This is a genomic window from Klebsiella sp. WP8-S18-ESBL-06, assembly GCF_014169755.1.
Lineage (GTDB): Bacteria > Pseudomonadota > Gammaproteobacteria > Enterobacterales > Enterobacteriaceae > Kluyvera > Kluyvera ascorbata_B.
Genome location: NZ_AP022256.1, coordinates 3,061,426 through 3,083,878 on the forward strand (window position 1 = coordinate 3,061,426; position 22,453 = coordinate 3,083,878).

General features: G+C 54.9%; 22 protein-coding genes and 1 tRNA gene. 9 read left to right on the forward strand and 14 right to left on the reverse strand.

Annotated features, from left to right (window positions below; translation table 11 throughout):
* Positions 1-65 precede the first annotated feature (65 nt).
* The 3 genes from H7R76_RS14710 to H7R76_RS14720 all read left to right on the forward strand — a co-directional run bounded on the left by H7R76_RS14710 (position 66) and on the right by H7R76_RS14720 (position 2,808).
* Positions 66-986, forward strand: a complete 921-nt coding sequence (locus tag H7R76_RS14710; RefSeq protein ID WP_182965626.1) for a Kdo(2)-lipid IV(A) acyltransferase — start codon at positions 66-68, stop codon at positions 984-986.
* Between the two features lie 123 nt (positions 987-1,109).
* The gene (gene mdtG / locus H7R76_RS14715) at positions 1,110-2,327 is read left to right on the forward strand and encodes a multidrug efflux MFS transporter MdtG (protein ID WP_106926264.1); all 1,218 of its coding nucleotides are present in this window, start codon (positions 1,110-1,112) and stop codon (positions 2,325-2,327) included.
* Positions 2,328-2,433: 106 nt separating this feature from the next.
* Entirely contained in the window at positions 2,434-2,808 is a 375-nt protein-coding gene (locus H7R76_RS14720) for a MysB family protein (protein ID WP_106926262.1), read from the forward strand.
* On the opposite strand, the gene H7R76_RS14725 is transcribed toward H7R76_RS14720, so the two are convergent.
* The 3 genes from H7R76_RS14725 to mdoG form a co-directional block, all read right to left on the reverse strand.
* On the reverse strand, positions 2,809-3,036 hold the full coding sequence (locus H7R76_RS14725) for a YceK/YidQ family lipoprotein (RefSeq protein WP_106926607.1): 228 nt from the start codon (positions 3,034-3,036) through the stop codon (positions 2,809-2,811).
* Positions 3,037-3,200: 164 nt separating this feature from the next.
* Positions 3,201-5,729, reverse strand: a complete 2,529-nt coding sequence (gene mdoH / locus H7R76_RS14730; RefSeq protein ID WP_106926260.1) for a glucans biosynthesis glucosyltransferase MdoH — start codon at positions 5,727-5,729, stop codon at positions 3,201-3,203.
* Positions 5,722-7,275, reverse strand: coding sequence for a glucans biosynthesis protein MdoG (gene mdoG, locus H7R76_RS14735; RefSeq protein WP_106926258.1), 1,554 nt, complete (start codon positions 7,273-7,275; stop codon positions 5,722-5,724). The genes mdoH and mdoG overlap by 8 nt, the downstream gene beginning before the upstream one ends.
* Before the next feature lie 254 nt (positions 7,276-7,529).
* On the opposite strand from mdoG, the gene mdoC reads away from it, so the two are divergent.
* Entirely contained in the window at positions 7,530-8,690 is a 1,161-nt protein-coding gene (gene mdoC, locus H7R76_RS14740; protein WP_106926256.1) for a glucans biosynthesis protein MdoC, read from the forward strand.
* Here the strand turns inward: mdoC and ymdB are convergent.
* Positions 8,687-9,244, reverse strand: coding sequence for an O-acetyl-ADP-ribose deacetylase (gene ymdB, locus H7R76_RS14745; protein WP_106926254.1), 558 nt, complete (start codon positions 9,242-9,244; stop codon positions 8,687-8,689). The two genes, mdoC and ymdB, sit on opposite strands and share 4 nt — an antisense overlap.
* Positions 9,245-9,314: 70 nt before the next feature.
* On the reverse strand, positions 9,315-9,623 hold the full coding sequence (locus H7R76_RS14750) for a YmdA family protein (RefSeq protein WP_182965628.1): 309 nt from the start codon (positions 9,621-9,623) through the stop codon (positions 9,315-9,317).
* Between the two features lie 414 nt (positions 9,624-10,037).
* Here H7R76_RS14750 and H7R76_RS14755 point away from each other — a divergent pair, with 414 nt between their 5' ends.
* Entirely contained in the window at positions 10,038-11,987 is a 1,950-nt protein-coding gene (locus tag H7R76_RS14755; protein ID WP_182965630.1) for a hypothetical protein, read from the forward strand.
* Between the two features lie 1,101 nt (positions 11,988-13,088).
* Positions 13,089-13,736, forward strand: coding sequence for a biofilm master transcriptional regulator CsgD (gene csgD, locus H7R76_RS14760; RefSeq protein ID WP_106926250.1), 648 nt, complete (start codon positions 13,089-13,091; stop codon positions 13,734-13,736).
* Positions 13,737-13,807: 71 nt separating this feature from the next.
* Here the strand turns inward: csgD and H7R76_RS14765 are convergent, their stop codons facing one another.
* The 4 genes from H7R76_RS14765 to ghrA form a co-directional block, all read right to left on the reverse strand.
* Positions 13,808-14,290, reverse strand: a complete 483-nt coding sequence (locus H7R76_RS14765; protein WP_182929111.1) for a DUF1097 domain-containing protein — start codon at positions 14,288-14,290, stop codon at positions 13,808-13,810.
* A 96-nt stretch (positions 14,291-14,386) separates the two neighbouring features.
* The gene (locus tag H7R76_RS14770) at positions 14,387-14,938 is read right to left on the reverse strand and encodes a TorD/DmsD family molecular chaperone (protein WP_182965632.1); all 552 of its coding nucleotides are present in this window, start codon (positions 14,936-14,938) and stop codon (positions 14,387-14,389) included.
* A gap of 20 nt (positions 14,939-14,958) precedes the next feature.
* Positions 14,959-15,696: a phosphatase gene (locus tag H7R76_RS14775; RefSeq protein WP_182965634.1), complete on the reverse strand. Its 738-nt coding sequence runs from the start codon at positions 15,694-15,696 to the stop codon at positions 14,959-14,961.
* Positions 15,697-15,760: 64 nt separating this feature from the next.
* Positions 15,761-16,699, reverse strand: a complete 939-nt coding sequence (gene ghrA, locus H7R76_RS14780; RefSeq protein WP_182965636.1) for a glyoxylate/hydroxypyruvate reductase GhrA — start codon at positions 16,697-16,699, stop codon at positions 15,761-15,763.
* Positions 16,700-16,959: 260 nt separating this feature from the next.
* Between ghrA and H7R76_RS14785 the strand changes: the two genes are divergently transcribed.
* Positions 16,960-17,047 (forward strand) — tRNA-Ser (locus tag H7R76_RS14785).
* Positions 17,048-17,387: 340 nt separating this feature from the next.
* Here the strand turns inward: H7R76_RS14785 and H7R76_RS14790 are convergent.
* From H7R76_RS14790 to ycgZ, 4 genes are all read right to left on the reverse strand, one after another.
* Positions 17,388-17,939, reverse strand: coding sequence for a helix-turn-helix transcriptional regulator (locus H7R76_RS14790; RefSeq protein ID WP_106926238.1), 552 nt, complete (start codon positions 17,937-17,939; stop codon positions 17,388-17,390).
* 111 nt (positions 17,940-18,050) lie between these two features.
* The gene (locus tag H7R76_RS14795) at positions 18,051-18,317 is read right to left on the reverse strand and encodes a biofilm development regulator YmgB/AriR family protein (protein ID WP_106926236.1); all 267 of its coding nucleotides are present in this window, start codon (positions 18,315-18,317) and stop codon (positions 18,051-18,053) included.
* A gap of 42 nt (positions 18,318-18,359) precedes the next feature.
* On the reverse strand, positions 18,360-18,647 hold the full coding sequence (locus H7R76_RS14800) for a hypothetical protein (protein WP_182928293.1): 288 nt from the start codon (positions 18,645-18,647) through the stop codon (positions 18,360-18,362).
* Positions 18,648-18,722: 75 nt separating this feature from the next.
* Positions 18,723-18,962 (reverse strand): regulatory protein YcgZ, encoded by a 240-nt coding sequence (gene ycgZ, locus H7R76_RS14805; RefSeq protein ID WP_106926232.1) that lies wholly within the window; start codon positions 18,960-18,962, stop codon positions 18,723-18,725.
* A gap of 324 nt (positions 18,963-19,286) precedes the next feature.
* On the opposite strand from ycgZ, the gene H7R76_RS14810 reads away from it, so the two are divergent.
* Both H7R76_RS14810 and H7R76_RS14815 read left to right on the forward strand, forming a co-directional pair.
* Positions 19,287-20,507, forward strand: a complete 1,221-nt coding sequence (locus H7R76_RS14810) for a diguanylate phosphodiesterase (protein ID WP_106926230.1) — start codon at positions 19,287-19,289, stop codon at positions 20,505-20,507.
* A gap of 228 nt (positions 20,508-20,735) precedes the next feature.
* Positions 20,736-21,467 (forward strand): MerR family transcriptional regulator, encoded by a 732-nt coding sequence (locus H7R76_RS14815; protein WP_182965638.1) that lies wholly within the window; start codon positions 20,736-20,738, stop codon positions 21,465-21,467.
* Positions 21,468-21,484: 17 nt separating this feature from the next.
* Here H7R76_RS14815 and H7R76_RS14820 read toward each other — a convergent pair whose 3' ends face one another.
* Positions 21,485-22,390: a LysR family transcriptional regulator gene (locus tag H7R76_RS14820; protein ID WP_182929115.1), complete on the reverse strand. Its 906-nt coding sequence runs from the start codon at positions 22,388-22,390 to the stop codon at positions 21,485-21,487.
* Positions 22,391-22,453 lie beyond the last annotated feature (63 nt).

The window sequence follows — 22,453 nt, forward strand, 5'->3', positions numbered from 1 at the left end:
CGCATTTTGGTTGAGGGAAAAATAGTGCGACAATAGAACCCGTTGCTCGTAAAAACAGGAAACACATGACCCAGTTACCTAAGTTCACCGCTGCGCTGCTGCACCCCCGCTACTGGCCCTCCTGGCTGGGTATTGGCCTGCTCTGGCTGGTTGTTCAACTGCCGTATCCGGTCATCTATCGCCTCGGCAACGCCATGGGGCATCTGACCATGCGCTTGATGAAGCGCCGCGCGAAAATTGCCTATCGCAACCTTGAGCTCTGTTTCCCGGAAATGAGCGCGGCCGAGCGTCACCGAATGGTGGTAAAGAATTTTGAGTCCGTGGGCATGGGCGTGATGGAAACCGGCATCGCCTGGTTCTGGCCGACTAAACGCATCAATCGCTGGATGGACGCCAGCGGCCTCGAACACATTCGCAGCGTGCAGGATTCAGGGCGCGGCGTTCTGCTGATCGGTATCCATTTCCTGACCCTCGAAATGGGTGCCCGTATGTTCGGTATCCATAACCCGGGGATCGGCGTCTATCGGCCAAACGACAATCCGGTTCTTGACTGGCTGCAGACCTGGGGCCGCATGCGCTCGAATAAAAGTATGATCGATCGTAAGGATCTGAAGGGCATGATCAGAGCGCTGAAAAACGGCGAGATTATCTGGTACGCGCCGGATCACGACTACGGCCCGCGCGCCAGCGTGTTTGTACCGCTGTTTGCGGTTAAAGACGCCGCGACGACCTCCGGCACCTGGATGCTGGCCAAAATGTCAAAGGCCTGCGTGGTACCGTTCGTACCGCGTCGTAAGCCGGACGGTAAAGGCTATGAGCTGATCATCCTTGAACCGGAGTGTAATCCGCCGCTCGATGATGCTGAAACTACCGCGGCGTGGATGAACACCGTCGTTGAGAAATGCATCATGATGGCCCCCGAGCAATATATGTGGCTGCACCGACGCTTTAAAACCCGCCCGGAAGGCGTTCCTTCTCGCTACTGATCCCCCGTGCGCGGTCCCCGACCGCGCGCGTTTTAGCTTTAAAAGCCCTTCGCGTTGCGGTGATATGAACACAGGCGCATAATTAGCAGGCTTACAAATACACCCTTTTTCCTGCGGAACCTTATGCAACCCTCAGATGCCCCCATTAACTGGAAGCGTAACCTCGCTGTCGTCTGGCTAGGCTGTTTTTTAACCGGCGCCGCCTTCAGCCTCGTCATGCCCTTCCTCCCGCTTTACGTTGAACAGCTTGGCGTGACCGGACATGGCGCGCTGAACATGTGGTCTGGCCTGGTATTCAGCATCACGTTCCTGTTTTCCGCTATCGCCTCGCCGCTGTGGGGCGGATTAGCCGACCGCAAGGGGCGTAAAATCATGCTGCTGCGCTCGGCGCTAGGCATGGCTATCGTCATGCTGCTGATGGGGATGGCGCAGAATATCTGGCAGTTTCTGATTCTGCGCGCGCTGCTCGGCCTGCTTGGCGGCTTTATTCCCAACGCCAATGCGCTGATCGCCACGCAAATTCCACGCCATAAGAGCGGTTGGGCGCTGGGCACGCTGTCTACCGGCGCCGTCAGCGGTGCGCTGCTCGGGCCGCTGGCCGGCGGCTTTCTGGCCGATAACTATGGTCTGCGTCCGGTGTTCTTTATGACCGCTACCGTGCTGTTTATCTGCTTTGTGCTGACGCTGTTTTTCATCCGCGAACAGTTCACGCCGGTGTCCAAAAAAGAGATGCTGCACGTCAAAGAGGTGTTTGGTTCGCTGAAAAACCGCGAACTGGTGCTCAGCCTGTTCGTCACCACGCTGATTATTCAGGTGGCAACCGGCTCGATTGCCCCCATTCTGACGCTCTACGTCCGCGATTTAGCGGGTAACATCAGTGATATTGCCTTTGTCAGCGGCATGATAGCCTCGGTACCCGGCGTGGCGGCGTTGATCTGCGCGCCGCGGTTAGGCAAGCTGGGCGACCGTATTGGGCCTGAAAAAATTCTGATTGCCGCGCTGATCGTTTCCGTGCTGCTGCTGATTCCCATGTCATTTGTACAAAACCCGCTGCAGCTTGGCATTCTGCGTTTTCTGCTCGGTGCCGCTGACGGCGCGCTGCTGCCGGCCGTACAAACGCTGCTGGTCTATAACTCCAGTAATCAGATCGCCGGGCGCATATTCAGCTATAACCAGTCGTTCCGCGATATCGGTAACGTCACCGGGCCGCTAATCGGCGCCGCGGTGTCGGCCAACTACGGTTTCCGCGCCGTATTCTGCGTCACCGCCACGGTGGTCCTGTTTAACGCTATTTATACCGGTTTTAGCCTGCGCCGTAGCCCCGAGCCCTCCCGCCCCTAGTCATCCCTGCCCTGCGCTGAGTATGAAAACATCGCGCAGGGCGTGTACAACCGAAAACTTCAGCTATTATTTCCCTGAATACCACGTCAAATTGCAGGGAGTTGAGATGACTTTATACGCCACGCTCGAAGAAGCTATTGATGCGGCACGCGAAACTTTTCTCGCCGATAACCCTGGTCTTGAGGAGAGTGAAGCGGACGTACAGCAGTTCAATATGCAAAAGTACGTTTTACAAGACGGTGACATCATGTGGCAGGCCGAGTTCTTCGCCGATGAAGACGGTGAAGGCGAGTGTCTGCCTATGCTCAGCGGTGAAGCCGCGCAGAGCGTGTTTGACGGCGATTTTGATGAGATAGAACTGCGTCAGGAGTGGCTGGAGGAAAACACGCTGCACGAGTGGGACGAAGGCGAATACCAGCTGGAGCCCTCTCTCGATACGGAAGAGGGGCAGACCGCCGCGGATGAATGGGATGAACGCTAGCTACTCGTAGGGGCCATGGCTGGCGTCAATAGGGAGCAGCAGCGTGTCAAACACCAGTGAAAACGGCAGGTCGATGATGGTGACATAGCGCCAGGCAGAGTCGCGCAGGTCCCACTTCACGCCCGGATAGTACTGGTTTCCGTGGCCCTGCCCGGGGATCGTTCGACTGATAATACTACCGCATCCGCTGAGCACGATCGCCATGGCGGCAACCAGTATGATTCTTATCACGTCATTCTCCTCATTAAACAGACAAAAAAATACCGGCTTGATGGCCGGTATTTTTTGCGGCAAACAATGGCTCAGAGCCCTCTCTGGCGGTGCCACACTTGCCCGGGCTACTAACCGGCAGCCCGGACGAGGCACAACACCGACGCCAGAGAAGCGCCGCGCTATTTGGCTTTCAGCGCCAGCGGGTTCAGCGTCAGCTTATCGTACTCGGCCACCCATGAGGAGTATTTCTCCGGTGCGGCCCAAACACGATAGTGCATTCGCGACAGCGTGACCGGGTCGCTCAGCAGTACCAGGCGACGATCGCGGTTCAGCTTGTCCGGCGTTTCGTTCAGCGCCTGCTCGACGTGGCGATCGCGAGCGATCTCCAGCACGTGGCTCGCGCGGTGACGCGCGGTGGCCATCGCCGTGGCCAGGGCGTTAAACGACGGGTTAAACACCGCGTGCATAAAGCCATCGTCCAGCACGCGCGCACGGTTCTGTTCCAGATAGGCTTCGGTATCGGCCAGCACTTTCGGCGTGCTGTACTCTTCCGGAATCAGGAACAGCTTCCAGCGCTTGGTGCGCAGCCCCATAGTGGAACGGCTGGAAATCACCGACACGAATGGCGAGAGGATCAGCGAGAACACAATCGGCGCCAGCCAGAACAGGAAGCGCAGATCCAGCCACGCCATCCCGACCGCCCATACCAGCCCCAGCAGCAGCTGAGAACCATGACGCATAAAGGCTTCGCTCCACGGCGTAGAGTCATCGTCACGCTGCGGCGAGTTCCAGACCACTTCCCAGCCGAGGAACGCGCTGACCACAAACACGGTGTGGAACAGCATACGTACCGGCGCCAGCAGCACAGAGAACAGGACTTCAAGCAGCAGAGAGATCGTCACGCGCACAAAACCGCCGTACTCTTTCGACCCTTTGCACCATACGAGGATGATACTCAGCAGTTTCGGCAGGAACAGCAGCACCATGGTCGATGCAAACAGCGCAATCGCCAGCTCAGGACGCCACTGTGGCCATACCGGGAACAGCTGACGCGGCTGCAGGAAGTACTGCGGCTCGGTCAGGGCGTGAACCACCTGCAGTGCGGTCGACAGGGCCAGGAACATAAACCACAGCGGCGCAGACAGGTAGGACATCACGCCGGTCAGGAACACCGCACGGTGAACCGGGTGCATCCCTTTCACCAGGAACAGGCGGAAGTTCATCAGGTTACCCTGACACCAGCGGCGGTCACGCTTCAGTTCGTCCAGCAGGTTCGGCGGCAGTTCTTCATAGGAGCCCGGCAGGTCGTAGGCGATCCATACGCCCCACCCTGCGCGACGCATCAGCGCGGCTTCAACAAAGTCATGCGACAGAATCGACCCGGCAAAGTTACCGTCGCCCGGCAGCGGCGCCAGCGCGCAGTGCTCGATAAACGGCTTCACGCGGATGATGGCGTTGTGCCCCCAATAGTGCGATTCACCGAGCTGCCAGAAGTGCAGACCGGCGGTAAACAACGGCCCGTAGACGCGGGTAGCAAACTGCTGGCAGCGCGCGTACAGGGTGTCCATACCGGAAGCGCGCGGCGAAGACTGGATGATCCCCGCGTTCGGATTCGCTTCCATCAGGCGCACCAGGTTAGTCAGGCAGTCGCCGGACATCACCGAGTCAGCGTCCAGCACGACCATATAGCTGTACTGGTTACCCCAACGACGACAGAAATCATCGATGTTACCGCTTTTACGCTTCACGCGACGGCGGCGGCGGCGATAGAAGATCTGCCCTTCCCCTTGCACTTCGGCAATCAGCTCCATCCAGGCCTTTTGCTCCGCAACGCAGATATCCGGATTGTAGCTGTCGCTGAGGATATACACGTCGAAGTGCTTCTGCTGGCCCGTGGCTTTCACCGACTCCCAGGTCGCACGCAGGCCGGCGAAGACGCGAGAGACGTCTTCATTACAGATAGGCATGATCAGCGCCGTCCGGTGCTCTGGATTTAGCGGCTCATCGCCAACGGTTGACGCAGAAATACTGTACTTATCGCGACCTATCAGCAGCTGTAAGAAGCCCATCAGCGCGGTCCAGAAACCGGCGGAGACCCAGCAGAACAGCACGGCGAAAAGGATCAGAATCCCGGTTTGCAGCAGATATGGCAGCAGCTGCATAAAGGAGACCCACAGATTTTGCCCGACCATATCGGCCGGGTTAATCAGCGCCCAGCCCTGATACGGCAGGATGGTCTTCATATACCAGGTGGCGACGACGGTCTGCGCCAGCGTCAGGATCAACAGGGTGTAACGGCGTAACGAACCCACCGTACGCCATTTCGCCTCATGCTCCTGCTCTTCTTTGGTCAGACGAGACAGGTAGCGCGGGGTGACATCGCGACCACGTAGACGATCCCAAAAGCGGCCGACCGGGTTGGTCCGCCACGGGTCCGGGAACATAGAAGAGCGCGTTGCTTTCGGCATCGCCTGCAGCTGCGTGCGCCCTTCGTCGTCTTTGATAAGCTGCTCGCCGCCCAGGGAGTCCGGCCAGCCCTCTTCCAGACGCGCCTTCACGGACGCCAGCGGCGTGTCGTCATCGCGTGGAAAAGCCTGATGCTCGTCATCCAGCGCTTCGTGCACGGCGCGCAACGTCGTGTCCGGGAGCGCCGCTTTTTCTGCATCCGTAAGCGACAGTGCGTCGATATACTTCGTTGTCTTATTCATTTGCAGGCAGCTGATAGCTCCAGGTTTCACTCAGCGTCTGGTCAGCGTTGACCAGCGCAGCGCGCATTTCAGTGGTTTTCTTCGGATCTTTCACCTTCACGCGCAGCGTCAGACGCCAGCCTTTGGTCACCGGATTGTAGCGAACGCTGTTTTCAACGATTTCACCGTTATCACCGATGCTGGCCTGCGCCGTTACCGGCGTGTCCTGCGGCATTTTGCGCATATCCGCGCCGGTAAAGTCGATGATAAACGCCTGCGTACCGTCCGGCTGACGGATCAGGTTCGACTGCTTCACATCACCGGTGGAGCGACGCGTCTGCATCACGTATGCGCTGTCCGCATCGTGCAGTTTGTCTTCGTCACGGGTGAAGGTGATGGTGTACTTATAGTTCATCTCTTTACCGGCTTCCGGCAGCTTGTCCGGCGTCCAGTATGCAACGATGTTATCGTTGGTTTCGTCGTTGGTCGGAATCTCTACCAGCTCAACGGTGCCTTTGCCCCAATCGCCTTTCGGGGTGATCCAGGCGCTTGGGCGCAGATCGTAGCGGTCATCAAGATCTTCGAAACGAGAGAACTGGCGGCCACGCTGTAACAGGCCAAAGCCCTGCGGGTTTTCGGTCGCATAGCTGCTGACGGCCAGATGTTTCGGGTTGTTCAGCGGACGCCAGATCCACTCATCGTTACCGGCATGAATAGACAGACCGTTAGAGTCATGCAGCGCCGGGCGATAGTTGGTTGTGGTCGAAGGCTGGTTCGGCCCGAACAGGAACATGCTGGTCAGCGGCGCGACGCCCAGTTTACCGACTTTATCGCGCAGATAAATTTTGGTCTGTACGTCAACCACGGTATCGCGGCCCGGCATCACCACGAAGCGGTAAGCACCGGTCGCGCGCGGGGAATCCAGCAGCGCATAAATCGTCAGGCGCTTGTCGGTCGCTTTCGGACGCTCGATCCAGTATTCGCGAAAACGCGGGAACTCTTCGCCGGACGGCAGGGCGGTATCAATCGCCAGACCGCGAGCGGACAGACCATAAACCTGGCCCTGACCCAGCACGCGGAAGTAGCTAGCGCCCAGCATGCTGACGATTTCGTCGTTTTTGTCTTTGCTGTTGATCGGGTACAGCACTTTGAAGCCCGCGAAGCCAAGATCCTTCACGGTATCTTTGTCATGCTGAACATCGCCGAACGTGAAGTAGTCCGGGCTGTACTTAATTTTGCGCACGGAGGTTGCCGTGACTTCATTAATCGTCACCGGCGTGTCGAAATACATACCCTGATGGTAGAATTCGAGCTTAAACGGGGTCTTAACTTTGCTCCAGTATGCCTTATCGTGATTAAACTGGATTTGCTGGTAGTCCGCGTATTTCATGTCGCGGAAGACGGAAGGCAGGTTGCTTTTTGGCGCTTCGTAGCTCTTGCCCGCCAGCGTTTTAGCCTGCTTTGCAACGTCATCAATACTGAATGCCCATGCAGATGAAGTACACAGGGACAACATTACGGCTGCGCCTAACCAACGCAGTTTCATCATCTGTGGTTTCTGTTTCATATAACTAAGCACTTCCCCCTTTGTGTGCTTAAATCGATCCGATCCATTTTACTGGAAATTCAAGCTATCCGACAACATAATCCCCGTATTGTTGAGCGCGGTGGCTTATCGAGTAAGCAACTGTTAACTGCGCTTTGCACTTTGCGTGCTTATCCTGGAGACAGGTAACCAGAGTTCGTGTAGGGTTGCCAACGAATGTAAACTTTATCACCTTACGCTGTAAGGCGATTAGTCTGAGAATCGTACCTAACCCTATGAATAACAAACCCGCACAGCGTGAATATTTTCTCGACTCGATCCGGGCCTGGCTGATGCTGCTGGGGATCCCCTTTCACATCTCACTTTTGTATTCGACCCACACCTGGCATATGAACAGCCCGACGCCGTCATGGTGGCTGACGCTGTTTAACGATTTTGTGCACGCGTTTCGCATGCAGGTGTTCTTTGTCATTTCCGGCTACTTTTCCTACATGCTTTTTCTGCGTTACCCGCTGAAAAAATGGTGGAAAGTTCGCGTGGAACGGGTCGGTATCCCGATGCTAACCGCCATTCCGCTGCTCACGCTGCCGCAATTTTTGATGCTGCAATACGTTAAGGGTAAGACGGAAACGTGGCATACGCTGACGTTTTACCAAAAATATAATACGCTGGCCTGGGAGCTGGTGTCACACCTGTGGTTCCTGCTTGTGCTGGTGGTGCTCACCACGCTCGGGATTATGGCCTTCCGCTTTATGCGCCGTCGCCAGACGCGCCGTCGCGCGGATCTGTTCGATAACATGACGATGGGCAAACTGACGGTCATGTTTCTGCTGCTTGGCCTGCTCTACGCCGCCATCCGTCGCACCATTTTCATCGTCTATCCGCCGATTCTGAGCGATGGGCTGTTCAACTTTGTAGTGATGCAGACGCTATTTTACGTGCCGTTCTTTATCCTGGGCGCGCTGGCCTTTATTCATCCAAAGCTCAAAACCCTGTTCACCACCCCGTCACCGTGGTGCATCGTCGCGGCGCTGCTCGGCTTTATCGCCTACCGCCTGAACCAGCACTATGGTTCTGGCGACGCATGGATGTATGAAACGGAATACCTGATTACGATGGTGCTGGGGCTGTGGATGGTGAACGTCGTGTTCTCGTTCGGTCACCGCATGCTCAATTTCCAGTCTGCCCGCGTGACCTATTTCGTGAATGCTTCCTTATTTATCTATTTAGTACACCATCCGCTAACGCTGTTCTATGGCGCATGGATTATGCCGAGCATCAGCTCAAACTCACTCGGCTTCCTGACGGGGCTGGTCTTTGTGGTCGGCTGTGCGCTGGTGCTCTATGAAATTCACCTGCGTATCCCGTTGCTGCGTTTCCTGTTTTCCGGTAAACCGCAGCAAAAGGTGACGAAAACCCAGGCTGCCAGCCACTAAGTGTTCGCATCGTTGGCCAGAACGGGGATTCTCGTCTGGCCAAGTACCTCCCGATACAACCGGGTGGTCGCGTCATCAAAGCACACGAAATAGACCGTCTCCGGTAGGCTACGGCGGGTCAAAAATGCCGCCACCGTGCTGACGGCGATTTCCGTTGCCGCCTTCAGCGGGTAGCCATAAGCGCCCGTTGAGATCGCCGGAAAGGCGAGCGTGTGATAGCCATTATCCAGCGCCAGCTGAAGGCTGTTATAATACGCCTGCTGTAACAACGATGCTTCCTGCTCACCGCCCCCCTGCCACACCGGCCCGACCGTGTGAATCACGGCTTTTGCTTTCAGGTTTCCCGCATGCGTAATCACCGCATGCCCCGTCGGACAGGTCCCCTGCTGCTGACGCACAACCGCGCAGGCTTCCTGTAACGACGGCCCGGCAGCGCGATGAATCGCACCATCAACGCCGCCACCGCCCATTAACGAAGGGTTGGCTGCATTGACGATAACATCCACCTCCAGGGTGGTGATATCCCCCTGCAGCACCTGAATTCGTTCGGCCATGCTTACTATCCTCTCACTCAGACAAATCGATTATCTACCATAGACAACGCGACTCGTCATTTCGTTTCGGCTATTTGTATTCCACGGTGAGGACTGCTGTTTTTTTATCCTTATCAATCCAGCGCAGGTTGGCGGTGCTTTTTTCATTCACGAACTGCCGCCCGTCCAGCAGCGTATGGATGGGAACCGACTGGTGCTGAGTTTTTCCATCTTGATAACAGCTGACCCCCACTTTGCCCGGTAGGGTTTGATAATCACAGGGGGATTCGACAATCTGCCCACGGAAATGGATAACACCGCTGTTTGCCGCCAGCGCTCCGGTTGTAAAAACAGACAGCAGTGAAACGATCGGAATGAAAATGCGCGTAAATGTTTGCATGGTAACTCCCCGTTTATCTGAGATCGTCCCTGAGCAGGATCTGTCCCGAAGCAGAAATGGTTAGTTAGTACATTTTGTAAACATTATGTTTACAATAGTAACCAAGCCTGCCAATTGCAATCTCTTTTTATATAGAAAATTTATATAGTTAGACTCATTATCGGCAACTGAACCATATACTTTATGCCTGCCGTGCAAACGACAAAAAAAGGCCGTAACGCTTGGGTTACGGCCTTTTACTAACGATCTGTCTTGATGCTTTGTTAACGATAAAGCGTTATCGCTCAATTAGCGGAAGTTACAGCCAATAGCACCCGGTTGGTTGCACAAGCCGGAGCGCGACCTGTCGCCGTTGTTACCGCTTGATTGTCTTCCGGTCGTCGTCACCGTGGTGCCCGTAATTCCGCTGGTTGTTTGAACCCCGCCGACGTTACTACCACCATTGCTGCCACCGTTATTACCGCCACCGTTATTACCGCCGCCATTGTTGCCACCGCCGTTGTTACCGCCGCCGTTGTTGCCGCCGCCGCCGTTACCACCGTGGTGACCACCGCCATGGTTGTCATCGCCGCCGCCGTTTCCGCCGTGGTGACCACCGCCATGGTTACCATCGCCGCCGCCGTTTCCGCCGTGGTGACCGCCGCCATGATTATCATCGCCGCCGCCGTTACCGCCGTGGTGACCGCCGCCATGATTATCATCGCCGCCGCCGTTACCGCCGTGGTGACCGCCGCCATGATTATCATCACCGCCGCCATTACCGCCGTGGTTACCATGACCGCCAAACGGGTTATGACCCTGGCCGCCGCCCATACCGCCGTGATTATCACCACCGCCCTGGTTACCACCGCCGCCATTGCCACCGTGATTACCATGACCGCCAAACGGGTTATGACCCTGGCCGCCGCCCATACCGCCGTGATTATCACCGCCGCCCTGGTTGCCACCGCCGCCGTTGCCACCGTGATTACCATGGCCGCCAAACGGGTTATGACCCTGACCGCCGCCCATACCGCCGTGGTTATCACCACCGCCCTGGTTGCCGCCGCCGCCGTTGCCACCGTGATTACCATGGCCGCCAAACGGGTTATGACCCTGACCGCCGCCCATACCGCCGTGGTTATCACCACCGCCCTGGTTGCCGCCGCCGTTGCCACCGTGGTTATCATGACCACCGAACGGGTTATGACCCTGACCGCCGCCATTACCGCCCATACCGCCGTGATCGCCACCGCTGCCGCCCTGGCCACCACCCATACCGCCGTGATCGCCGCCGCTGCCGCCCTGGCCACCACCCATACCGCCGTGATCGCCGCCGCTGCCGCCCTGGCCACCACCCATACCGCCGTGATCGCCGCCGCTGCCGCCCTGGCCACCACCCATACCGCCGTGATCACCGCCGCTGCCGCCCTGGCCACCACCCATACCACCGTGATCGCCGCCGCTGCCACCCTGACCACCACCCATACCGCCGTGATCGCCGCCGCTGCCGCCCTGGCCACCACCCATACCACCGTGATCGCCACCGTCGCTGCCGCCCTGGCCACCACCCATACCGCCGTGATCGCCGCCGCTGCCGCCCTGGCCACCACCCATACCGCCGTGATCGCCGCCGCTGCCGCCCTGGCCGCCACCCATACCACCGTGATCGCCACCGTCGCTGCCGCCCTGGCCACCACCCATACCGCCGTGATCGCCACCGCCGCTGCCTTGGCCACCACCGCCGTTATCGCCGCCTCCATTGCCGCCACCGCCGTTACCACCGCCTCCATTGCCGCCACCGCCGTTACCACCGCCTCCGTTGCCGCCACCGCCGTTACCACCGCCTCCGTTGCCACCACCGCCGTTGCCGCCGCCATGGTCGCCACCACCGCCGTTACCGCCGCCTCCATTGCCGCCGCCTCCGTTGCCACCGCCTCCGTTGCCACCGCCTCCGTTGCCACCGCCTCCATTGCCGCCGCCTCCATTGCCGCCGCCGCCGTTACCGCCGCCTCCGTTGCCACCGCCTCCGTTGCCACCGCCTCCGTTGCCGCCGCCTCCATTGCCGCCGCCGCCGTTACCGCCGCCTCCATTGCCACCACCGCCGTTGCCGCCGCCTCCGTTGCCACCGCCGCCGTTGCCGCCGCCTCCATTGCCGCCACCGCCGTTACCACCGCCGCCGTTGCCGCCGCCTCCATGGTCGCCACCACCGCCGTTACCGCCGCCTCCGTTGCCACCGCCTCCATGGTCGCCACCACCGCCGTTGCCGCCGCCTCCGTTGCCGCCGCCTCCATGGTCGCTGCCGCTATTGCCGCCTCCGCCCTGACCGTTATCCTGACCGTTTCCGCCATTTCCGTTGTCGTTGCCATTCCCCCGGTTATTTGAATTTTGACCGCGGTTGTCGTTATTACCATTCTCACCTGCAGCTACGGCATATATAGTCGTCGCAGGGTATAAAACGGTGAGCGCCATAATGATGGCGAGTTGCTTCATTTTCATGATGAACCCTTTCACACGTTATAAGTTGCTGTATGCTATTGCCGTAACAATCGATTATTTTGCAATATAAACAAAATAGAACTGGTGATAATCACGACACCCATTGATAAATGACCTAGCATTCTGACGATATAGATAAAAGCCAATCTGCAGATAATGGTCTTTCTTTCAATCCGTTATCGCAGACAATGTCGAAAGAAGAAAATAATGGCCAAAAATAAGTTGATAGCTGCCCGGCACAATCTGAAAAAAGATTACGCACAGTATTTGATGGTATAATAATCCTCGCCACGAATTTAAATAAAACCCGTAGTGCAGACCGCATCCCATTTATCTGTATTCGGTTAGCTCATCATACTTTTGAAAACAAACCACCCCGCCATGTTAGAAATATCGAAGGAAAGCTGCATTATGTTTACCACACCGATAATACTGAGTGACTCGATGCTATATGGATGAGTATGCATACCAGTTTGGCGTGGCGATCTCATAACAAAGGTTGATTTATTTTCAAAAAGTCAACCTTTAGTATTAATAAATCCCCAGAGAGGCTAACCGAATAACGCACACGGAAAACAACACGTTATAAAGAAGACGATTCAACAAAAGTTTGAAAAGTGCTTAAGGTCACACGCAATCATCACACAAATTGTCTGATGCGATCATATTACTTAAAATAAATCAGCCGATATCATATTGAATAATAACAAAATAAAATATAAAGGCGCAATATGTATGATCATTAAGAATGCAGGTTAAAAACTTAATAAATCGGCCTTATTTACATTTTGTAATTTATTTTTACATTATGTTTCATGATTATTTCTTGATTTAGGTTTATCAGCGTCTAAATTTTAAATTAAGAAACTTTAGTTTTAATTCTCTTATTTGAAACACTTCATCCATACAGCAACCACATTTCAGCAGTGCTTAAATAGATGATTTGATAATATTTGCCTGCTGCATAATTTATATTGGGGACTCATCATGGCAAAAGAGCTTACCTCGACAAACCAGACTCTCTCCTTAGTCACAAGGCCTTCATTACAGTCTTGTGCCCTGTCGCAGAATTTGAAAAAGTTACTCAGGATGGAAATTAAAATTGTTAATATTCATCTAGTTAACATTGATAATTTAGACCCGGGCATTATCCTTTTCGATATGATGGATACCGATAGACGGTTAATGAAGGCCTGGCAGGAAGCGCTGTGCAAATTGAACAACGGTGCAAAATTATTGCTGTTCAACACGCCAGAAGAGTACTCCTATCCCGACATCGAGGCATGGCCGCACATCAGCGGCATATTCTATGAACATGATGAAGAACACTTTCTGGTCAAAGGGCTGCAAAAGGTGATGGAAGGCGAATGCTACTTTTCACGTAAATTAGCAAGCTATCTTATTATGCATTCCGGTAACTATCGCTATGATAATTCGGAAAGTACTATTCTCACCTATCGCGAGAAAGAGATCCTGAACAAGCTGCGGATCGGTGCCTCCAATCTTGAGATCGCCCGTGCGCTCTTTATTAGTGAGAGTACCGTTAAAACGCATCTCTATCATTTATTTAAGAAAATAGCCGTCAAAAACCGCACACAGGCCGTTTCCTGGGCTAACGATAACTTCAAACATTAAGATCGCGTGACAAAAAAACGGCGGCCAGGGTATTCCCCCGCCGCCGTTTTGTCTTCGTCATGTCTGAACCGTTATAGCGCCGATTCTTCCGTTTGCTTACGTTCCGCCTTACGATTCGCCAGCCATAGGCCGCTGTTTTTCATGGCATAGCCAAACAACAACCCCACCAGCAGCGACGGCACAACCGCGCGCCAGTCGCCCTGTCCTGCGAACGTAGCGCAAGCGCCAATAAACGTGCCGGGGACAAATGACAACAGCAGCTGCTTAGACTGAATGCACATCAGAAATGCCACGACGCCAGTCATCATGTAGCCGACAATCTCCAGATGCGGCGCTAATGCGCTGCCGTAGATAATCACCAGCGCCCAGACAACCCCGCTCATGGTCGTGCAGGTGGAAATAGCCAGCCCTTTCAGCCCGCCCTGCGGACAGGCGAAATAGGCCGTACAGCCAAGAAAACCGGCCCAGCTCAAGAGTCCGAGAGACACGGCCACCCATCCCCAGATACCGGAGAGAATGCCTGTTGTGATTGCGATAGCTAAGATAACGTTCATGGCGAGCATCTTAGCAGATGCCCGCCGTTATGATGAGATCACGAGCACATTATGCTCATCATATACATTTCATTTTCATCAAAAGCGTGACTTAAATCACTCTTTAGCTTCTTCCTGCAGCTCATCCCACATGGCCGCAATCGCTTCGCGGGTCAGCGGTGCCATCGTACGCCAGAAGGCGGTCGTGGCATGAGCTTCGACCTTCCCGAGGAACGTTTCAAACCACGGTAACAGATAGTCGGCAAACAGGGTTTCCAGCGCCTCATTATCATCTTCAACGTTGTCTTCCAGCCATGAAGCCGCCAGCAGCAGCGTCCCCATCTGATCCGCCGGGCTCTCCCCCAGCGGCATACCTTGACCGCTGAGGAACGCACGCACTTCCGCTTCGCTCGCCCCTTCTACCCAGGCGCTGCGCACCGGCGGCACGCGGCACTCTTCACCCACAAACAGCGCGTTATAGTCGGCAGCAATCTGCTGGATATCGCAGCTTTTTTGCAGACGAGCCAGCAGTTCATCCTGCTCCAGCGGCCAGCTTGCCGCCAGCTTGCCTTCCCGAATCAGGGTAAACAGCGGCACCAGCAGCGGATCCTGCGGCTGACGGTAGTACAGAGAACCCAGCGCGCGGCAGAGGATAGAAAACTCGTTCATTCAATTATTCCAGTTAGTCGTTAAAATTCAGCAAATTCAGGAATCGGCGGCATCCCGCGCGACTCAAGGAAATTCAGAAAACGTCGCGGCGTGACGTTCAGGATCCGATCCTGCGGGAAATCAACCGCATCAAGGATCTTCTGGCATTCGGTAAACTCACCAAGCGTGAACGCGGTGTGCGAGTCCGAGCCCAGGGCCAGCCAGCCCCCCGCATCACGAACCGCTGCGGCAATAGCCCGACAGTTATGTTCACTGCCGACGCGCGAGCTGACAAACGATGAGTTGTTGATTTCCAGCGCCACATGATATTTCGCCGCCGCCGCCGCGATGGCGGGAATATCCACCGGGAATTTAGGGTTTCCCGGGTGTGAAATCATATGCACATTACCGCTCGCCATCGCCGCGATCATCGCCTGAGTATGGGTCTCTTTGTCCTGCGGCGCGAAAACCGGCTCATGGAACCCGGCGATAATAAAGTCCAGCGACGTCAGCATCGGCCCGGTGCAATCAATCTCACCCGCAATATTTTTAATATTGGATTCAATACCGCGCAGGATACCCACACCATCGACAACGCGCGGCCAGATACGCATATTCACGAAGTGCCAATAGTGGGGCGCATCGGCCATGTCCGGGCCATGATCGGTGATGGCGAAGAGCTGAATCCCTTTACGTTTCGCCTCGGCAATATAGTCATGCAAGGTACTGTAAGCGTGCGTGCTCGCAACAGTATGCATATGTAAGTCAACAGGATACATCACTTTCTCCTCTCTCGTGATAAACCAAGGATAGCAGGAATGGCGTGCGTTTATAACGCCTGGCTCAATAGCCGCGAACTCGGTCGACCTGCCCGCCTGGCGTTTCACCGCGCTCCAGCTGCGTGATGGTGCGGGCAATATAGGCGATGGCTTCCTGCGGACGGGTGACGGCCGCCACGTGCGGCGTCATGGTGACGCGCGGATGACGCCACAGCGGACTTTCAGCCGGCAACGGTTCACGGCTGAACACGTCAAGCATCGCCGCTTTGAGTTTACCGCTGTCCAGCGCCGCCAACAGATCGTCTTCAACCACGTGAACGCCGCGCGCCAGATTAAGCACGTAGCTATTGTCCTGAAGCTGCGCAAGCAGCGGTGCCTTAATAATGCCAGCGGTTTCCGCGGTATTCGGCAGCAGGTTGATCAGGACGCGGGTACCGCTGAGGAACGCACTCAGTTCGCCTTCGCCGGCAAAACTGGTGACCTGCGGCCACGCTTTGCGGCTGCGGCTCCAGACCCGTACCGGGAAACCCCACGCCAGCAGGCTTTCCGCGACCTTTGAGCCAAGAACCCCCGCGCCCATAATGCCAACGGTGAATGCATCGTGGGTATAGTCCTCCAGCGGCTGCCAGAGAGATTCTCGCTGCTGCGCCTGATAATCATCAAAACGACGGAACCAGTGCAACACCTGGCTGACCGCATATTCCTGCATCTGAATACCCATGCCGGTATCTTCAAGGCGGAACAGGGGGATCGACAATGGCAACATCTCCGGATGTGCCTTTAGCTTGCTGAGAATCGAGTCAACGCCCGCCCCCAGCGCAAAAACCGCCTTCAGCGTTCTGCCCTGTAACATCTCAACCGGCGGATGCCACACCAGCGCATAGTCAGCCGGCGCATTGTCCCCGCGCACCCAGGCACGAATATTGGCACCGGGCAGCTTTTTGCTCAGTTCGGCAATCCAATAAGGGGTATCAAACGTCGGGTGATAAAAGATGATCTCCATAGTGACTCCAGCTCAGGGCGCCCGTATTTGTGCGATCGGACGCGGTTTTTGATTATTTTTGTGATTTTACAGAATAACAAATTTCGCCAGGCTGTCCCGGGAAATGCGGCGGCGATCGCAAAAAAGACGATTTATGAATGTTTAAGAAGCAATTTGATTGAAGTTTGTCTAAACGCGCGATTTTTCGAAAAAGTTTATTGACGCTGGAGAGCCTTTTCCCTACATTAGCGCTCGTCCCAGCGACGCTGGGAAGACAATATGGTGAGGTGTCCGAGTGGCTGAAGGAGCACGCCTGGAAAGTGTGTATACGGCAACGTATCCGGGGTTCGAATCCCCGCCTCACCGCCATATTTAAAGAAGAGCTCGTACGCAAGTACGGGCTTTTTTTTCGCCTGTTGCACAGCCAGGCGGGGTGAGAACCCCGGACCCGGGTTCGACACAAAATTGCCGGGAGCAATTTTGAACAGCGCATGCGCTGGCCCCGGAGGGGCGAGGCCCAGGGATGGGCCGAGTAGCGGCGCAGCCAGTTGGACAGACCGTGAACACAGTGAACGGGCTGCCCGCAGGGCGAGCGAAGCGAGTCAATCCCCGCCTCACCGCCATATTTAAAGAAGAGCTCGTACGCAAGTACGGGCTTTTTTTCGCCTGTTGCATGGCATGGTGGGGTGAGAAGTCCGTCCCTGAATGACTAATGGCTCTCCATCAGCCAGTTGTTAAAGACTTCGCTGCGCAGTTTTTTCAGCAGATCCACCGCGCCGCTGCATCCCATCTTTTTTATCAGCGCCCGGCGCGTCTGATAGATCGTTTTGATATGCAGATCCAGGTGATCGCCCATATCCGCCATGCGTTTACCCTGCTTAATTAAATCAATCAGCCGTCGTTCCCGTGGCGTCAGCAACACCCTGTTTTTACGGGCAGCCCGTCGCCCTTTTTGATTCACAACCGACAGAATAAATTCATGCAGTTCTTCAACGCTTGATTTCATCGGAAACTGATACACCGACAGGTCATCGAGAAATTCAAAACGCGAACCATCGGTCAGCAGAATTATCCTGCTTTTTCTCAGGTTATAATTATGATTAATAACTTCGGCATATTCATGTTCAGTTAAAAATACATAGCGGATTGCGTTATCGCCAAAGGACACCTTTGTCAGAATATTCTCCAGGCCACAGCGGAGATAGTTGTCGGAAAGCCAAAGGTCGGCATGCCCCGTCCGTACATAGTCGTCGCAGCACATTGTTCATTTTCCACTGAAAATCAAACGGCAATTACCAGGCTGGTCAGCGTCTACCGACCGCCATAGCGTATTGGGTTAGAGTACGGATGAATTAACCCGCTGACATCGCGATCAAATATCATCCATGGTATGACCAACCACAATCTCCAGCGTCTTTCTTATAACATCTGCCTGTACCACGTCAGCGGTGACCTCCAGCCGTTGTACAAGTGATAAAATAATATTCTTATTATTAATATGCTCACCGTTCATCAGAATATGTCGGATGGCTGAACCTAATACAGCCGCTTCCTCAGCAAGCACATCGCCAGCATGACGAAAATAATCGGACAGAGAATGATCGGATAAAGCGCTGTAAATATCGGGTTGTTGAATCATTGCTGTGTTCATTCTTTTCACCACTGTTGATAAGTAAAGGTTTTAGTGAACTTTCCTTTTTCGTTGTCTCGAGCCGTCGCGCGATCTCCATCGGGCATTTTCCCTATGCTCGCCCTGCGTTAATTTGGTTTGCTTACCCGTCGCCGCTTCAATGCGGGCAATCAGCGACGGGAAAACATCACGTCGGGACCGTTCAGTTTCAGTCGCCTGCATCGCACGAAGCTGAGTGAGCAGCGCCATTGAGTTCACTGGAACGTTGCGTTTAAGCAATAACAGCACTGCCTGCCCGATAAGTTCATCCGTGAGTTTCTCAATGTCATTTTTGTACATTACCGCTCTCTTATACCCCTTGAGCCAGAAACGAAGTCGCAGCATGCTGCTGCTCGCCTCTGGCGTGACCTGCGCTCAGCGTTCGAAAAGTAAACCGATTAACGCATTGTAATGACCTTTTTCCTCAGCGCAGGACGCCTGTTCAAGGCGACTCAGTAATTTCGTGCACAATGATTTACGATTAAGGTTTCGCCCATCGTGCAAAATTTCGACCACAATCTCTCCTAGTGTCTCCTGCTGTGTAGGCAGGCTGGCCTTATTGAAATACTGTGCGATGGCACCAGCCGTATCAAAAATGTAACCATTCTGCTGCATGAGATGCTCCTGTACGAATCAGTAAAAAAGTAAACGCTTCGTCACTCAAAGTCATAAAAATTGTACACAATATCTGTACAAACATATGTTTTAAAATTTAGCTAAAAATGCTAATGCAATACTTTCAATTACTTACTGTGCTAATTTTCATTTTTTAACCATTGTCATTGTACTAATTTTGAAAGAGAAAAAACGCTACCCCCCTCTCCTTCTGGCATAACGTAAGCGTGATAATCATGAGTGGTAAAACTTTTGTTAATTTAATGTGTTAATTACGCTGCTATCTGTTAGGGTTAAGGTCCTTCTCTCCTACGCCGGAAAATCATGCTTACTACCATCATCTACCGCAGCCATCTCTGTGATGACGTGCCGGTGAAAGCGCTCGAAAGTATGGTCGCCGCTGCGAATCTTAAAAATGGTCATGCCGACGTCACGGGCATCCTACTGTTCAACGGTACGCATTTCTTTCAGCTCCTCGAGGGTCCGGAAGAAACGGTAAAACCCATCTACCGCGCAATTTGCCAGGATCGCCGCCACTACAACATCGTCGAGCTACTTTGCGATTACGGTCCTTCACGTCGCTTTGGCAAAGTCGGTATGGAGCTTTTCGATCTCCGTGAACACGACAGGACAGAAGTACTGCAACTCATTCTTAATAAAGGCACTTCCCGCTACCAGCTCACCTATAACGATCGTGCGTTGCAATTCTTTCGCACGTTTGTCGAGTCGGTAGAAAAGGAAAATTATTTCGAGATCCCGCCCGCCGATAGCTGGGCGTTTATCACCACTGAACGCGACCACATCCTCGACGCTTCCGTCATCCGCTGCGAAGCGCAATGCGGCTTTGCATTTCAGCCCATTATTGACCCGCTTGCTCAGGAGGTTGTCTCGCTTGAAGCGCTGGTCCGTGCGCCCTCCGGCGGTTCTCCCGCGGTTTTCTTTGACTCACTCAACGGCGACGACCTTTATCTGGCTGACCTGCACAGTAAGAAAACGGCCTTCGCGCTTGCCGTTGCGCTCGGTATTGGCGATCTGACGCTGTCGATTAACCTGCTGCCGATGACGCTGGTTAACGTGCCGGATGCGGTCAACATTTTGCTGCAGGCGATTGCCGACAATGGCCTCATTCCCGAGCAAATCATCGTCGAATTCACTGAAAGTGAAGCCATTTCGCAATTTGATGCTTTCACTCAGGCCGTGCGTACGCTGAAGGGTTCTGGGATAAGCGTCGCTATCGATCATTTTGGCGCGGGATTCGCGGGCTTGCAGCTGCTGGCGCAGTTCCAGCCCGACAGAATTAAAATCAACCGCGACCTTATTCAGGATGTTCACAAAAGTGGCCCACGTCAGGCCATTATTCAGGCCATCATCAAATGTTGTTCGTCACTTGAAATTGCCGTGTCTGCGGTAGGCGTCGAAAAGGCGGAAGAGTGGATGTGGCTTGAATCTGCTGGGATTACCGAATTCCAGGGGCATTTATTTGCGGCGCCGTGCCACTATGGGATCCCGGCCATCACCTGGCCAGAGAAAAAAACCGAACTGTAATTAATTATTTCGCCTGAGGTTCCGGCCGAAGGCGCGCACCATTCTTTTTTGTCATTAAAAATCAATAAATTACCATCTTAATCACCTCTACGCTTACTTCTTCTCGGCAGGTAATCATCCACGATGACACCTGTACAAACGGCACTGTACAATAAATTATAAATTGTACAGATGGCGGTGAATTCGTTATTTTTATACAGGACGTTTGGTTATAGCATGAGGGATTGTATGAGCTTTTACAGCATAGGCGATGTTGCCGAACGATGCGGTATCAATCCCGTCACCTTGCGCGCATGGCAGCGACGCCACGGCTTATTAAAGCCCCAGCGTAGCGAAGGCGGCCACCGACAGTTTGATGAAGAAGATATTCAGCGTATCGAAGAGATAAAGCGCTGGATCAAAAGCGGCGTGCCCGTGGGTAAAGTCAAAGCGCTGCTTGAAGAAAGTCAGACCACGACGCACGATGACTGGAGTGCCTTGCAGGAAGAGATGATGGCAGCACTCCGCTCCGCTCGCCCGGCGCGGCTGCGCGCCAAAATCAGCGCATTAGGTCGTGAACATCCCTGTGATGCACTGATCGACCATGTTTTTGTTCCCGTTCGTCAACGTCTCAGCCTCGACCAAAACACTGCCCGCATCATGTGCAGCCTGCTCGACGGCGTGCTGATTGAGTTTGTCACCTCCTGCCTGTCCGAATCACGCCGCAAAGCCGGCAAAGATGCGCTGCTGATGGGCTGGGACACCGACGATCGTACGCGTTTGTGGCTTGAGGCCTGGCGGCTTTCTCAACGGGGCTGGCATATTGCAGTGCTCGCCGAGCCGCTGGAATCACCGCGCCCTGAACTGTTTCCCGGCCAGCAGCTGTTCGTCTGGACGGGGGTTACCCCCACCCGCCGACAGCAGGAATTGCTACAGCACTGGCATGAACAGGGCTATTCTCTGGCTTTCCACCTCGCCTGATTACCTGCCCGGAAACGTCACTCTTCAATCATCTGCGCATACTCCTCGCGGAGAAAATCCACCAGCGCTCGCACTGCGGGCAGTTGACCGCGACGCGAGGGGTATACCGCGTGAATGACTTCCCGCTTCGGCTCCCAGTCCTCCAGCACGCGCACCAGCGCGCCTTTCGCCAGCTGTTCCCGCACCATCAGGAGCGGTAGCTGTACCACGCCCACTCCCGCGACGGCGGCTTCACGCAGCGCCAGCATATCGCTAGCGATCAGCCGCGGGGTGAAATGTACGTCCACCTTCGCGCCGTTCGGTCCGCTAAGCGACCATGAGTGAACCTGTTTGCCCATCGCCATGCTTAAGCCTGGCCAGCGGCTCAGATCGTCCGGCGAGCGCGGCAGGCCGTGCTCCGCAACCAGGGACGGGCTGGCGACGAGGCAATGCCCGCGATCGGCCAGCACGCGCATCACTAAGTCACTGTCGTCAAATGGCCTTGGCCGCACGCGGATGGCGACGTCAACGCCTTCTGCTATCAGGTCAACCCGTCGATTGGTTGCTTCCAGATGAAGCTGAACGCCCGGGTATCGCCGCATAAAGCGCGCCAGCATCGGGCCGATGTGGACATGCAGTAACGTCACCGGGCATGTCAACCTGACGCTGCCACGCGGCTCCGCCTGTAACACCGCAATCGCCTCCTGTGCCGCCTCCGCTTCAATCATCATCGCCTTGCAGTGCTGATAAAAGGTTTGCCCCACGTCGGTGACCGTAAACTGGCGTGTGGTACGGTGAATCAGCCGCACGCCGAGCTGCGCTTCCAACTGGGCAATGCGTCGGCTGAGTTTTGACTTGGGAATATCCAGCGCTCTGCCTGCCGCCGCAAAGCCACCGTGATCGACCACATGCACAAACCACGCGAAATCATTGAGATCCTGCATACCCACTCCATCGTTCTATTTTTGCAACAGTGTAGGTCACTTTTGCTATCTACCGGATATTTA